This window comes from Streptomyces sp. NPDC002896 (assembly GCF_040295225.1).
In the GTDB taxonomy this organism is placed as follows: Bacteria; Actinomycetota; Actinomycetes; order Streptomycetales; family Streptomycetaceae; genus Streptomyces.
The window spans coordinates 44,093-57,468 of the sequence record NZ_JBEOVA010000042.1 but is presented as its reverse complement, the minus strand read 5'-3'; the positions used below and the strand labels follow the sequence as shown (position 1 = coordinate 57,468).

Annotated in this window: 9 protein-coding genes and 2 pseudogenes; 6 read left to right on the top strand and 5 right to left on the bottom strand. The window is 68.3% G+C overall.

Annotated elements, in window-relative coordinates; all coding sequences use genetic code 11:
* Nucleotides 1-166 precede the first annotated feature (166 nt).
* Nucleotides 167-3,541, bottom strand: coding sequence for a pyruvate carboxylase (locus ABT009_RS41500; RefSeq protein WP_351306854.1), 3,375 nt, complete (start codon nt 3,539-3,541; stop codon nt 167-169).
* Nucleotides 3,542-3,862: 321 nt separating this feature from the next.
* On the bottom strand, nt 3,863-4,783 hold the full coding sequence (locus ABT009_RS41495; RefSeq protein ID WP_351306852.1) for an SDR family NAD(P)-dependent oxidoreductase: 921 nt from the start codon (nt 4,781-4,783) through the stop codon (nt 3,863-3,865).
* Nucleotides 4,784-5,317: 534 nt separating this feature from the next.
* On the opposite strand from ABT009_RS41495, the gene ABT009_RS41490 reads away from it, so the two are divergent.
* On the top strand, nt 5,318-6,139 hold the full coding sequence (locus tag ABT009_RS41490; protein ID WP_351306851.1) for an SDR family NAD(P)-dependent oxidoreductase: 822 nt from the start codon (nt 5,318-5,320) through the stop codon (nt 6,137-6,139).
* 436 nt (nt 6,140-6,575) lie between these two features.
* On the opposite strand, the pseudogene ABT009_RS41485 reads toward ABT009_RS41490, so the two are convergent.
* The 3 genes and pseudogenes from ABT009_RS41485 to ABT009_RS41475 form a co-directional block, all read right to left on the bottom strand.
* A pseudogene (locus ABT009_RS41485) lies at nt 6,576-6,704 on the bottom strand (NAD(P)(+) transhydrogenase (Re/Si-specific) subunit beta); the annotation flags it as partial.
* A 2-nt stretch (nt 6,705-6,706) separates the two neighbouring features.
* Nucleotides 6,707-7,162 (bottom strand): annotated as a pseudogene (locus ABT009_RS41480) (Re/Si-specific NAD(P)(+) transhydrogenase subunit alpha); the annotation flags it as partial.
* A 114-nt stretch (nt 7,163-7,276) separates the two neighbouring features.
* A complete protein-coding gene (locus ABT009_RS41475) occupies nt 7,277-8,263 on the bottom strand; it encodes a cyclase family protein (protein WP_351306849.1) in 987 nt (328 codons plus the stop codon).
* Between the two features lie 510 nt (nt 8,264-8,773).
* Here ABT009_RS41475 and ABT009_RS41470 point away from each other — a divergent pair.
* From ABT009_RS41470 to ABT009_RS41450, 5 genes are read left to right on the top strand one after another with little or no spacing between them, the layout of a single operon-like run.
* Nucleotides 8,774-10,066: a cytochrome P450 gene (locus tag ABT009_RS41470; protein ID WP_351306847.1), complete on the top strand. Its 1,293-nt coding sequence runs from the start codon at nt 8,774-8,776 to the stop codon at nt 10,064-10,066.
* Nucleotides 10,066-10,284, top strand: a complete 219-nt coding sequence (locus ABT009_RS41465) for a ferredoxin (RefSeq protein ID WP_351306845.1) — start codon at nt 10,066-10,068, stop codon at nt 10,282-10,284. Before ABT009_RS41470 ends, ABT009_RS41465 begins: the two co-directional genes overlap by 1 nt.
* Complete coding sequence (locus ABT009_RS41460) at nt 10,281-10,703, top strand: Zn-ribbon domain-containing OB-fold protein (protein WP_351306843.1); 423 nt, start codon at nt 10,281-10,283, stop codon at nt 10,701-10,703. Before ABT009_RS41465 ends, ABT009_RS41460 begins: the two co-directional genes overlap by 4 nt.
* On the top strand, nt 10,696-11,844 hold the full coding sequence (locus tag ABT009_RS41455; protein WP_351306841.1) for a thiolase family protein: 1,149 nt from the start codon (nt 10,696-10,698) through the stop codon (nt 11,842-11,844). The genes ABT009_RS41460 and ABT009_RS41455 overlap by 8 nt, the downstream gene beginning before the upstream one ends.
* Entirely contained in the window at nt 11,841-13,070 is a 1,230-nt protein-coding gene (locus ABT009_RS41450; RefSeq protein WP_351306839.1) for a CaiB/BaiF CoA transferase family protein, read from the top strand. The genes ABT009_RS41455 and ABT009_RS41450 overlap by 4 nt, the downstream gene beginning before the upstream one ends.
* Nucleotides 13,071-13,376: the final 306 nt, after the last annotated feature.

Below are 13,376 nucleotides of genomic sequence, written 5' to 3'. Positions count from 1 at the left end.
ATGCCCGAACTGGCCGCGCTCGTCACACAGTCAGCCGCCGCCCTCACCGAACGCATCGGCGGCACCCAGCCCACACACTGAATGGATCGCCCCGCCGCCAGCCCCACCGAACTCCTTGACCCCGGTAGTCGAGGAGGTCACCGGGGCGGCGTGGGGACCGGTTTCGTCAGCGCAGCTCAATGAGGAGGTCGCCGCCTTCGACCTGCTGGATCGCGTTGATGGCGAGTCGGGTGACGGTCCCGTCCTTGGGTGCGGTGATGGCGGCTTCCATCTTCATGGCTTCGATGGTGGCCACGGTGGAGCCGGCCTCGACCTTGTCCCCCTCGGCGACCGCCAGCGTCACCACCCCGGCGAAGGGAGCGCCGATGTGTCCGGGGTTGGTCCTGTCGGCCTTCTCCGCCGCCCGCACCTCGGAAGCCACCGAGGTGTCCCGCACCTGGATCGGCCGCAACTGGCCGTTCAGGGTGGCCATGACGGTGCGCATGCCCCGTCCGTCGGGCTCGCCGATGGCTTGCAGTTCGATGAGCAGCCGGACACCGGGCTCGAGGTCGACCGTGTACTCCTTGCCGGGGCGCAGCCCGTAGAAGAAGTCCTTGCTCTCCAGGACGCCGGTGTCGCCGTAGACCTGGCGGTGCTCCTGGAAGTCCTTGGTGGGGCCGGGGAACAGCAGTCGGTTCAGTGTCGCTTGCGGTTCCTTCTCCAGCAGCTCGCGGTCTTCCGGGCTCAGTTCCTTCACCGGCTTGGGAGCGGCGCGGCCCTTAAGAGCCTTGGTGCGGAACGGCTCCGGCCATCCGCCCGGAGGGTTGCCCAGCTCGCCGTGGAGGAATCCGATGACCGAGTCGGGGATGTCGAACGTGTCGGGAGCGGACTGGAAGTCCTCCGGCGAGACTCCCGCTCCGACCAGGTGGAGGGCGAGGTCGCCGACCACCTTCGAGGACGGGGTGACCTTGACCAGGTGGCCGAGGATGCTGTCGGCGGCGGCGTACATCGCCTCGATCTCCTCGAACCGGTCGCCCAGGCCGAGGGCGATGGCCTGGGTACGCAGGTTGGAGAGCTGCCCGCCGGGGATCTCATGGTGGTACACGCGCCCGGTCGGTGAGGCCAGACCCGCTTCGAAGGGGGCGTAGATCCTGCGCACACTCTCCCAGTACGGCTCCAGGTCCCCAATGGCCTGCAGGTCCAGGCCGGTTGGGCGGTCGGTGTGGTCGGTGGCGGCCACGATCGCCGACAGTGACGGCTGGCTGGTGGTGCCGGCCATGGACGCCACCGCGCCGTCCACCGCGTCGGCGCCGGCCTGGATTGCGGCGAGGTAGGTGGCGAGCTGGCCGCCCGCGGTGTCGTGAGTGTGGACGTGTACGGGCAGGTCGAACTCACGGCGCAGGGCGGAGACGAGCGTGGCTGCGGCCGGGGCGCGCAGCAGCCCTGCCATGTCCTTGATCGCCAGCATGTGCGCGCCCGCGGCCACGATCTGTTCGGCCAGGCGCAGGTAGTAGTCCAGGGTGTACAGCTTCTCCGAGGGGTTGGACAGGTCGGAGGTGTAGCACAGGGCGACTTCGGCGACGGCGGTTCCGGTCTCGCGTACGGCGTCGATGGCCGGTCGCATCTGGGTGACGTCGTTGAGGGCGTCGAAGATGCGGAAGATGTCGATGCCACTCGCCGTCGCCTCCCGCACGAAGGCGTCGGTGACCTCGGTGGGGTAGGGGGTGTAGCCGACGGTGTTGCGGCCGCGCAGCAGCATCTGCAGGCAGATGTTGGGCACTGCTTCGCGCAGCTGGGCCAGACGCTCCCAGGGATCCTCCGCCAGGAAGCGTAGCGCGACGTCATAGGTGGCACCGCCCCAGCACTCCAGGGACAGCAGCTGCGGGGTGGTCCGTGCCACCACGGGGGCGACGGCGAGCAGGTCCTTGGTGCGCACCCGAGTGGCGAGCAGCGACTGGTGTGCGTCGCGGAAGGTGGTGTCGGTCACGCCGATCGTCGGCGAGGTACGCAGCCAGCGCGCGAATCCCTCAGGTCCGAGCTCGACGAGCCCCTGGCGGGAGCCGGCAGGCGGGGCGGTATCGGCAACCCGGGGCAACTTGGTGGCCGGATCGACCAGATGGGGGCGCTCACCGTGGGGCGTGTTCACCGTGACGTCCGCGAGGTAGGTCAGCAGCTTGGTGCCGCGGTCGGCGGAGTGCCGTGCGGTCAGCAGATGCGGCCGCTGCTCGATGAAGGAGGTGGTGACCGTCCCGGCCTGGAAGTCCGGATCGTCCAGCACCGCCTGCAGGAACGGGATGTTCGTGGCCACCCCGCGGATGCGGAACTCAGCCAGAGCGCGCCGGGCACGGCCGACGGCGGTGGCGAAGTCCCGGCCCCGGCAGGTCAGCTTCACCAGCATGGAGTCGAAGTGGGCGCTGATCTCGGTGCCGGCGTGTGCGGTACCGCCGTCCAGGCGGATGCCCGAGCCGCCCGGCGAGCGGTAGGCGCTGATCATGCCGGTGTCCGGGCGGAAGCCGTTGGCCGGGTCCTCGGTGGTGATGCGGCACTGCAGCGCAGCGCCCCGCAGGTGCACCGTCTTCTGCGACAGTCCCAGGTCGGCCAACGTCTCACCGGCGGCGATGCGCAGCTGCGCCTGGACGAGATCGACGTCGGTGACCTCCTCGGTCACCGTGTGCTCGACCTGGATGCGCGGGTTCATCTCGATGAACACGTGCCGGCCCTGGCGATCGAGGAGGAACTCCACGGTGCCCGCGTTGCGGTAGCCGATCTGCCGGGCGAACCTCACCGCGTCGGCGCAGATCCGCTCGCGCAGCGCCGGGTCCAGGTCGGGCGCGGGCGCCAGCTCGATCACCTTCTGATGGCGGCGCTGCACCGAGCAGTCACGCTCGAACAGGTGGATGACGTTGCCCTCGGCATCGGCGAGGATCTGCACCTCGATGTGCCGGGGCTCGACAACGGCCTGCTCCAGGAAGACGGTCGGATCGCCGAAAGCGGATTGGGCCTCGCGGGATGCCGCCTCGATGGACTCGCGCAGCGTCCCCGAGTTCTCCACCCGCCGCATGCCGCGCCCACCGCCACCGGCCACGGCCTTGACGAATACCGGGAAGCCGAGCTCCTCCGCGGCGCGTACCAGCTCGTCCACGTCGGTGGACGGTTTCGAGGAACCCAGCACCGGGACTCCGGCCGCCCTGGCCGCGGCCACCGCACGCGCCTTGTTCCCCGTCAGCTCAAGGATCTCCGCGGTCGGCCCGACAAACGCAATGCCCGCCTCCTCGCACGCCCGCGCAAGGTCCGGGTTCTCCGACAGGAACCCGTACCCGGGATACACCGCATCCGCACCCGCCGTGCGCGCCGCACGGACGATCTCATCGACCGAGAGATAAGCCCGCACCGGATGCCCCGGCTCGCCGATCTCATAGGCCTCATCAGCCTTCAACCGGTGCAACGAGTTGCGGTCCTCATGCGGGAACACCGCGACCGTCCGCGCGCCCAGCTCGTAGCCGGCACGGAACGCCCGAATGGCGATCTCCCCACGGTTGGCAACGAGGATCTTCCGGAACATCGCTGTCCGATCCCTTCTTCGGTCGGGCTGTCGATCGGCTCTCAGCGCCCCTGGGAGCCACGAGAACCGTAGTGGCACTGCGTGCCAATGAAAAGGGCATCGCGCACCTGATTACGCGGCGACTACCACCCTGAAGAGGAGAAAATGACAGAAAAGGGTACTTGCCGACAGATCAATGCCGACTGACATTCGCTCACATACGACACCCAGTGCCACCCTGGCTCGATCAGGGCCCTGCTCCAGCCGAGCCGGCCGGCGCCGCCCGGGCGGCCCTGAGGCGCGGTCCAACGGTTGGCGCCTGGGCCTGATCGGTGGTGGCGATCAGGATGCGGACGATGCGCCAGGCCATTCGGTGTAGTCCGGCAGGCCAGCGATCATGTCCTCCGCCCGAGCAAAGAACGCCTCGTTCGGGCAGGGGTGGGTGAGAATGTGCGGAAGATCGAGCTCGATTCCGCGAAGCACCAGCCACCCCGTGGCCGCCGGCGTGATGTAATCCGACCAGGTCGTCGGGACATCGGGGTCCTCGCCGCTCGGCTGCAGGTCTTCCGGCTTGGCGTCAGTAATCGGATTTGTCACCTGCTCGACATAGGTCGACCACGGGGTCACGCCGCGCTCATCCGATCGGTTCTGAGAACTCCGCAGCCTCTCACTGGTCGTGATCCGTGTACGAACTGCGCCGGGATGCAGGAGCGACACACCGATGCCCTGCCCGCGCAGCTCCTGACGTGCGGTCAGAGACAATGCCTCCACGGCGGCCTTGGAGACGTTGTACGCGGAATGGCCGGCGCTCATGGCCGTGGTGCCCATCGTCGCGGTGTTCACGATGTGCTTGGGCCCCGGGGTCGTTCGCATCCGTGGCACGAAGGCGGCGTGGCCGTGCAGCACTCCCCAGAAGTTGATGCCCATGACCCAGCGATAGTCCTCGTAGCTGGTGTCCCAGGACGCCCGAAACGGGCGCAAGGTGACCCCAGCGTTGTTGACGAGGATCTCGACCGACCCGTGCCAGTCGTACGCCAGGTCAGCGAGCTTCTCCACAGCGTCTCGCTGCGACACGTCAACCTGCACACCGATCGATCGCCGCCCGAGCGCCTCGATCTCCTTCGCGACCGACTCGGCGGCGGCGCCTTCGATGTCGGCGACGACGACGTCGACCCCTCGTCCGGCAAGAGCCAGGGCGATCGAACGCCCCATGCCACCGCCCGCACCAGTGACGACCGCAGCTGTTCCCTCGACTATTTCCACCGAACGCTCCTTCTTCCTTTGGTACAGCCGCGACCCTCGCCGATGGCTGCGCGACGTGCCCGGGTGATCGCGGCGTCCCTGGCGGTAGCCGCCAGCCTCCGGAAGCCGTCGTCCTGCCGCTTTGATGTATTCTCTAGAGCGGAACGATCGTATCGTTGTACGCAGAGAGCCAGGATGGCTAGGGCTTCCAAGCGATGTCAAGAGCACGGGCCGGACAGAGCTTCCCGGTAGCCGTCGCGCCATGCCCGGCCTCGATCGTGACTGCACGCAAGAACCGAACACGACCCCGGCGCCCGTGATGTCCCTGCAGTACAGTGCGCCTACTTGATCGTGCCGCAGCGATACCGAGAACCGCGATCGCCGCGTCCCTCGGAGTCGAACCCGCCTTATCGCGCAGCTCGGCTCCGCCACTTGACTACTGGGACGAAGGCTCCTCACACTCGGTGCGCTGACGATGCACTGAAGATAATGACCGTTTCATTGAAGGCCGCGAGGCAGATTTGCCCGGCCAGGATGAAGAAGGAGTGATGTCCGGTGACCAGACTGGTTCCCGGCCAGGTGGCAGTCGTCACTGGCGCAGCAAGCGGCATTGGGAAGGCGCTCGCAGAGGCGTTCGCACACCGCGGGCTCAATCTCGTGATCGCCGACGTCGACGCGAACGGGCTCTGCGACACCCGCGATGAGCTGACAGCGCTGGGCGTCGAGGTAGTCGCCGTACCGACCGATGTCACAAGCGCCGAATCGGTCGCGCGGCTCGGCCAGACAGCTCTCGAACGGTTCGGAACCTTCGACATCGTCTGCAACAACGTCGGAGCGGCCAATAGGCAGCGTCCGTCATGGGAGATCACGTCGGCGGAATGGGAGCGACTGCTCTCCCTGAATCTCCGCAGTGTCATCAACGGTATCCGAGAGTTCGTTCCGCATCTCGTTCACAAGAACTCGGGCCACGTACTCAACACCGCCTCGATGTCCGGTCTCTCCATCGTCCCCGGCATCGCCGACTACATCGTCACCAAACACGCGGTTGTAGCACTCACCGAAACGTTGCGCGCCGAGTTGGCTGGTTCAGCGCCAGGTGTAGGCGCTACCGTCCTCTGCCCGGGCATTGTGCGCACTCCCATGAGCGCGCAGCGCGAAGAGGGTCCTGCCGGCGGCGCCAATGCGCCAACAGCGTCTATTCCGACGGTTCCTGCCATTGAACCCAGGGACGCGGCAGAGATCACACTCGCAGCGATCGAGGCCGACTACCTATACGCGGTACCGGCTGTCAATCCTCTCGTGCGAATTCGGGGTAAAGTCGACCGCCTGCTCCACGAGGTGGCGAATCAGCCTGTGCCACCCGTCGCCGCACGCTGACTGCGTACAGCGGTGCCCTGCTGCGCGCGATCCGGGACGGTCTCGACTTGACGGTGCTGTCACAGGTCGCCGCGCGGGAACAACGAGTTCATGTACCACGTGTCCCGGCCGGACGTCGAGAATCCGACGCGCGAGGACATGATCCCCGCACTCGTGGCGAAGACCCCAATGGGCACCCCGCGGCTGTCGCCGCGTGACGCGTCGGAGGCCGTTCTCTCCTTCGCTCCGGGCGAGTCCAGGTGGGTCACCGGACAGCAGCTCAAGATCGACGGGACCGGCTGCACCCCATCTCGCAGCCGCGGGGGTGCCCCCGTTGCCGCGGCAGCAGGCGCTACCACCCGTCCCTCGTCCGGCGACGGTCGAGCACACCAACCGAAACGGCCCCGCCAGCGATGCTGACGGGACGTCACCCCCCCCAAACCGGCGGTTGAGTTCTCTACGCGAAGACGGGGGTGACAGGTGCCGCGGCCAGCGCACTGACGATCTCGTCGACCTTGGTCTTGGCGTCGCCGAAGAGCATCGCGGCGTTGTCCCGGAAGAAGAGCGGGTTCTGCACCCCGGCGTACGGAAGAAGCGGCCGAACTCGTGGGCGGCCTCGACCACCGCGCGGTAGCCCGCGATGTTGGCCATGCTCGACAGGACGTCGAGGGACTGGGCACGGCTGATACGCGGCACCGCGTCCATCGCCAGAACGGTGATGTCCCGTGCCGCGAGCGCATCCACGAGCTCGGGGTTGAGCGCGGGGGCCAGCGTCGAGACCAGGTACGCGCCGTCCCTCGGCCTGCTGACGTCACCGAGGGCCGGGCTGTTGACCCTGAGGACGACGTCGGCGCCCCACGCGTCCGCGGCGGATCCGATGGCGGCCCCGGCCTCGGCGTACGCGGCGTCGGTGAAGGCCGAGAGCTCACCGGCCCCGGCTTCGATCACCACGTCGTACCCGAGGCCGATGAGCTGTCTGACAGTCGTTGGCGTCGCGGCCACGCGGGTCTCCCCGGTCGGCTCGCGGGTGACTCCGATGAGCATGAATGGTCCCTTCAGAACATGGGCGTTGCCGCGCCTGTGCGCGCAAGGGACACGGCAAAGGTCCGGTGCCCGCCCGGGACTGCCGGGCGGGGACCGGACCGATTCGCTCGCGGATCAGTACAGGAGGAGCGGGTTGATGATCACGCCCGTCGACCGGTGGATCGCCGTCGGTGCGGCGACAAGCAGGCCCGTCGACGTGCCCGCCGCCTTCAGTGCGGCGGCGGCAGGGCCCAGCAGGCAGTTGTCGATCAGGCATAGCCCGATCGCGAAGATGAGGTTGTGCACTTCGAGTGAGCCGGTCGGGTTGTCGCGCGCGTCGTGGAAGTCCCAGAGCACCAGGCCGGGATCCTTCGAGGCGATCCACTTCGAGCCGTCCTCGCCGATTCCGGGTCGGCGAACAGCCGCCGCGCCACTCGGGTACACGTTGCCGGCGGCCTCGTACCGGTCACGGCCCTGGTAGATGATCAGCGCGTCGCCGGGTTCGAGCGCGACACCGGTCGCCGCGAGCGCGGCGTCGAGATCCGCGGCCGTGACCGGCTCCTCTGCGGGGATCCAGTCGACGCCACGCGCTGCCGCGACATCGAGCAGGACACCGCGGGTGGCGATGCCGTGCTGCGCCCAGTTCACCATGGTGTCCTCGTCGGTCTTCGAGGCCATGGCGGGGATCGGGCCGTGCCATGTGGCATCGGCTCCGATGTGGGCAAGCCCGTCGAGGTGGGTGTTGTGGACACCGTGGGCGTCGTACTTGATGACATCGCCTCCGTGGGCGTAGCGGCCGTGAATGCCGACCTGCACCTCAAGCTCGACGCCGCCGTGACCGTCCCGGAGCTCATCCACCCCCAGTCGCTGCCAGTCGCGCTTCTCGGCCTCGGCCTTCTCGCTGCGCTCGGCGAGGCGGGCAGGGCGCGTCTCGACTTCGCGCTCGAGGGAAATGGCCTTGCCGAGCCTCACCTGGGCGACACCGCGAAGACGGGCGGCTTCATCGATGAGGGCCACCGACCCGCGGCACTGCACGCCGTCGACGTGCCGGGCGGCATCGTGCGCTTTCGCGATATCGCGCACCCACGGGGCGAGCGGATCCGGACCGAGGTCCTCAGCCATCTTTTCTCCTCCATGTCTCCCAGGACTCGTGTCTGGGGCGAGTGACGTGTGTCTTGCTTGGGTCCTCGGGAACGACGCGGCCGATCGGGCAGGCGCCCCCCGTCAGCGCCCGGCGCATTGAGCGCGCTTGCTCCTCGACAGTTGTTCTGCTGTGCGGATCAGCGAATGCGGCGGGAACCGAATTACACCCCGCCGTCTGCTGGACACGAGGGGATCCTCAGCGAGGATGTAATCCATCGGCCGACATCCCGCACATCCAACAGAACACTAATGCGCTACAACGCAACAGTGCTGGGATTTTGCCCCTTCCGGGAGTCGCTGTCAACGGCCACCAACGGCCCCTTCGGCACGCGAAGGCGTCGGAATCCAGGCCTCACTTCTTGACACCCAGCACACGCAGGATCATGCTGTGGCCATCGTCCAAGCGTACGTGCGTTTCCTACAACAGAACAGAGCGAAGATGGCTCGGACCTGTGTAGCCGAAGGCACGCCGCAAGAAAAGGGGTACGGATGAGCACCGTGAAGATCGATCCGACGGAGATCGACTACTTCACCGACGCCGCGGTGGCGGCGGACTCCGTGCCGTATTTCGACCACATGCTCGCCAACCACCCTGTTTGGCGTGAGTCGAAGTACGGAGTCGTCATCGTCACCGGTTACGAAGAGGCACTGCAGGTCTACCACCAGCCCGAGGTGTACTCCTCGATCAACCGGACCGGTGGACCCGTCCTGGATCTTCCGGTCGAGTTGGTCGGAGACGACCTGACGGACATCCTGGAGCAGTACCGCGAGCACTTCCCGTCGAACGACCAGATCGTGACGTTCGACCCGCCGATGCACACCGATCACCGGGCCCTGCTGATGGGCCTCATCACGCCCAAGCGCCTCAAGGAGAACGAGGAGTTCCTCAAGCGCACGGCCGACCGGTTCCTCGATGAACTGCTGCCGAAGGGGCAGTGCGAGTTCATCTGGGAGTACGGCAAGCGCTACGCGATCCTCGCCGTCGCCGACCTGCTCGGGGTCCCCGAGGCGGACCATCCGATGCTCCTCGAACTCCTCGCGACCAAGCAGGGGCCGATGCTCGGCAACCTGAACCTCCAGGTCGCGCACCACAACAGCCTTGAGCGGCTCTACGACTACTTCATCGAGAAGATCCAGGAGCGGCGGGAGAGCCCGACGGACGACATCCTCACCGGGATGTCACTGGCGACCTTCCCCGACGGCACGCTCCCCGAGCCGATCGAGGTGGCCCGGATCGCCTCGAACCTCTTCGCCGCCGGCAACGAGACCACCGTGCAGCTCCTGGGGATCTCGCTCGCCCGGATCGCCGGCGACCAGGCGCTCCAGGACCTGCTGCGCCAGGAGCCGTCGCTGATCCCGAAGTTCATCGAGGAGGCCCTGCGGGTCGAGGCGCCGATCAAGGGGTCCTTCCGGCTCACGAAGGTGGCGACCAGCATCGGCGGTCTCGACCTTGCGCCCGGCACCGTCGTCCTACTGCTGCACGGGGCGGCCGGTCGCGACGCGCGCGTCTTCGACAACCCGGCCGAGTTCGACGTCAAGCGGTCGAACGCGCGCCAGCACCTGGCGTTCGGCCGGGGGATCCACACCTGCCCCGGGGCCCCCCTCGCACGTGCCGAGGCGGTGTTCTCGATCCAGCGGCTCCTCGAACGCACGGAGCGCATCGAGATCTCGGAGGAGCGGCACGGCCCCGCCGACGACCGCCGTTGGGACCTCATGCCGAGCTACAAGTTCCGCGGGCACAACCACCTCTACCTCCAGTACACCGAACGGAAGGGCAACTGATGGCGGGCGAGCTCACGGTCGACCGCGACCGATGCATGGGGTCCGGGCAGTGCACCTTCTACGCCCCCAACACCTTCGACCTCGACGACCTGAGCATCGCGGTCGTCATCGACCAGCAAGGCGACAGCGACGACAAGGTCCAGATGGCGATGAGCGTGTGCCCGACACGGTCCATCGCCCGGGTGGCCGCCGGCGCGAGCACGGGAGGGACGGCATGACGGTCCGCACCGAGGCGCCGGTGTCGGCGCCGATCGCAGACCTGGAGAGCGACAGCCTTCTCGGCTCCTTCCCCGAAGGCCGGCGCCTCGTCGGCACGGCCTGCGACCGGTGCGGCCGGACGATGATCGGCGCGCGGGTCGTGTGCAGCTCGTGCGTCAGCCGCGAGATCTCCCGCGTCGCGCTCCCCACCAGCGGAGTCCTGTATTCCTTCACTCGGCTTCACGTCGGGAGCGACGGCGTTCGCGCCATCGGCTACGTCGATCTCGACGGCGGTGTCCGTGTCCGGACGCTCGCGGACATCCGCGAGGGCTCCACGGCGCTGCAGCCGAACATCCGTGTCGAGCTGGGTGTCGACGGCGACGACTGGTTCTTCGCTCCGGTCGTCGGCGAAGGACGAGAGGAAAACCCCCATGAGTGAGAACGCGTACGTCATCTCCGCGGCGATGATCCCGTTCGGCAAGCACAGGACCTCGTCGTACGTCGGCCTCGCGGTGTCACCGCTCATCGACGCGCTCCAGAGCGCCGGCATCCAGAAGTCCGATGTCGACGCCGTCTATGTCGGCCATTCCTACGGCGGCATGATGACCGGTCAGCGGATCACCAAGGAGATCGGCCTCGGCACCATCCCGACGGTCAACGTCGACAACGCCTGCTCCAGCGGAGCCACCGCGGTGCACGAGGCCTGGACGGCGATCACGCAGGGCCTCATCGACGTCGCCGTCGTCATCGGCGTCGAGAAGCTGACCCAGTTCGGCGGTGGCACGCTGCCCCTCTCCCCCGAGGACCGCGAGGTCAAGCAGGGCATCGTGATGCCGGCCGTCTACGCGATGCGCGCGACGCGCTACCTGTACGAGACCGAGGCCACCGTCGAGGACCTGGCGCGCGTCAGCGTCAAGGCCCGCAAGCACGGCGCCCTGAACCCGTTCGCGCAGTTCCGCCAGGAGGTCACGGTCGAGCAGGTCCTCACCGCGCGGCCGGTCGCCGACCCGCTCACCCTGCTCATGTGCTGCCCGACGGGCGACGGAGCGGCGGTGGTCGTGCTCGCCTCCGAGCGCGCCCGCAACCGCATCGGCGCCTCGCGCGGCATGCGCGTCGCCGCGTCGGTCCTTCACTCGGGCCAGGTCGAGGAGGGCTTCCGCGACATGACGAAGCCGGAGATCACCTACGAGTCCGCCCACGACGCCTACGCCCAGGCCGGCATCGGCCCCGAGGACCTCGACATGATCGAGCTCCACGACGCGTTCTCGATCGCCGAGCTCGTCTACTACGAGGCGTTCGGCCTCACCGAGAAGCAGAGCGCGGTGGCGCTCCTGCGGGACGGCAGGACGACGTTCGGAGGGGATGTCGTGGTGAACCCCAGCGGCGGTCTCCTCGCCAAGGGGCACCCGGTCGGCGCCAGCGGCGTCGCCCAGATCGCCGAAGCGTTCTGGCAGCTCAGCGGGCAGGCCGGAGCACGGCAGATCGAGGACGCCCGCTGGGCGCTGACCCACGTCACCGGCGGCGGCACCGCGGGGCTGGACCACGGCGCCTGCACGATCCACATCTTCGAGGCAGCATGACCACCCAGCAGCGTCCGCCCCTGGAAGGCCTGCGGATCATCGACCTGACCACGTTCCTCTCCGGCCCCTCCGCGACGCAGCTCCTCGGGGACCTCGGCGCGGACATCATCAAGGTCGAGTCACTCGACGGGGATTCGAGCCGGGCGATCGTCGGGCCGACGGTCCGGGGCGACAGCGCCTACTTCCTGGCCAACAACCGGAACAAGCGGAGCATCGCGATCGACCTCAAGGCGCCACGGGGGCTCGCGGTGCTGAAGCGTCTGATCGCCGGCGCCGACGTGGTCGTCGAGAACTTCCGGCCGGGTGTCACGACGCGGCTGGGCATCGAACCGGAGGCGGTCGTGTCCTGCCAGCCCACGCTCGTGTGGGCGTCGATCAGCGGGTTCGGACAGAACGGTCCTCTGCGCGACCGACCGGCCTACGACATGGTCGTCCAAGCCCTCGGCGGCGTCATGAGCCTCAACGGCCACCCGGGCGCCCCCGCCGCGCGGCTGGGCATCCCGGCCGGCGACGTCGTGGCGGGCCTGTACGCCGCGATCGGCATCCTCGCCGCTGTGCAGGCACGACACGAGACGGGCCAGGGCCGCGTCATCGACGTGTCCATGCTGCGCGGCCAGCTGGCCATGCTCTCCTACCAGGCCCTGTACACCTACCTCAAGGGTGTCGCCCCGGGTCCGCAGGGAGCCGCCCACGACTCCATCGCCACCTACCGCTCGTTCAAGGGCGGAGATGGCCGCGAGCTCGTCGTCACGGCCAACACCCCGCGCATGTGGGAGGGTCTCTGCCGCACCCTCGGCGTCGAGGAACTGGTCCGCGACGAGCGCTTCGTCGACGCCGCCAGCCGGCTACGCAACAAGGAGGAGCTGTGGGCGATCCTGGAGGCGCGGTTCGCCGAACGACCGGCCTCCGAGTGGGTCGACCTCCTCTCCGAGGCGTCCGTTCCTGTCGCCCCCGTGAAGAACGTGCTGGAGGCGCTTGCCGACGCGCGGACCGCCGATGACGGGAGCCTTGTCGTCGTCAGCGATGGCGAGGTCTCCTTCGAGAACGTGGCGACCCCGATCCGCTTCGTCGACACCGCGGACGTGGAACCCGCCTACCCGCCCGCGCTGGGTGGCGACACGGTCGACATCCTGCTCGGCGAAGCCGGGCTCTCGCAGTCGGAGGTCGAGGAGCTGATCGCCGACCATGTCGTCGCGGCAGCCCCGCTCGGGGAGCCCGTGGCGTAGGCGCAATGCTCTGGCGCACGTCACCCGCGTCGGTGACGGTGTGCGACGCGAGGGGCCGGTCCTACCAAGTCGGACCGGCCCCTCGCGTCGTCCAGGGCAGACTCGTGCACCGCGTCGAAGTGGCGCCGGTTGCGGTTCGCGGCAGGCGGGGCCTGACCGGATGCCACTGACGGACCGTTGGACGACAGCCGGCCGCAGCCCGTGCCCGGAACAGGGAGCCGTGGGTGCCGGTGTCCTTCATGAAAACGGCGAGGCGCCGGACCGAGGAGATCCTCAGCCGGGCGCCTTTCCTGTGCCGACGGACGG

Excerpts from the sequence above, each read along its gene's own strand:
- ABT009_RS41475 (WP_351306849.1), bottom strand. The coding sequence starts at position 8,263 with ATGGCTGAGGACCTCGGTCCGGATCCGCTCGCCCCGTGGGTGCGCGAT.
- ABT009_RS41460 (WP_351306843.1), top strand. The coding sequence starts at position 10,281 with ATGACGGTCCGCACCGAGGCGCCGGTGTCGGCGCCGATCGCAGACCTG.
- ABT009_RS41470 (WP_351306847.1), top strand. The coding sequence starts at position 8,774 with ATGAGCACCGTGAAGATCGATCCGACGGAGATCGACTACTTCACCGAC.
- ABT009_RS41465 (WP_351306845.1), top strand. The coding sequence starts at position 10,066 with ATGGCGGGCGAGCTCACGGTCGACCGCGACCGATGCATGGGGTCCGGG.
- ABT009_RS41500 (WP_351306854.1), bottom strand. The coding sequence starts at position 3,541 with ATGTTCCGGAAGATCCTCGTTGCCAACCGTGGGGAGATCGCCATTCGG.
- ABT009_RS41455 (WP_351306841.1), top strand. The coding sequence starts at position 10,696 with ATGAGTGAGAACGCGTACGTCATCTCCGCGGCGATGATCCCGTTCGGC.
- ABT009_RS41450 (WP_351306839.1), top strand. The coding sequence starts at position 11,841 with ATGACCACCCAGCAGCGTCCGCCCCTGGAAGGCCTGCGGATCATCGAC.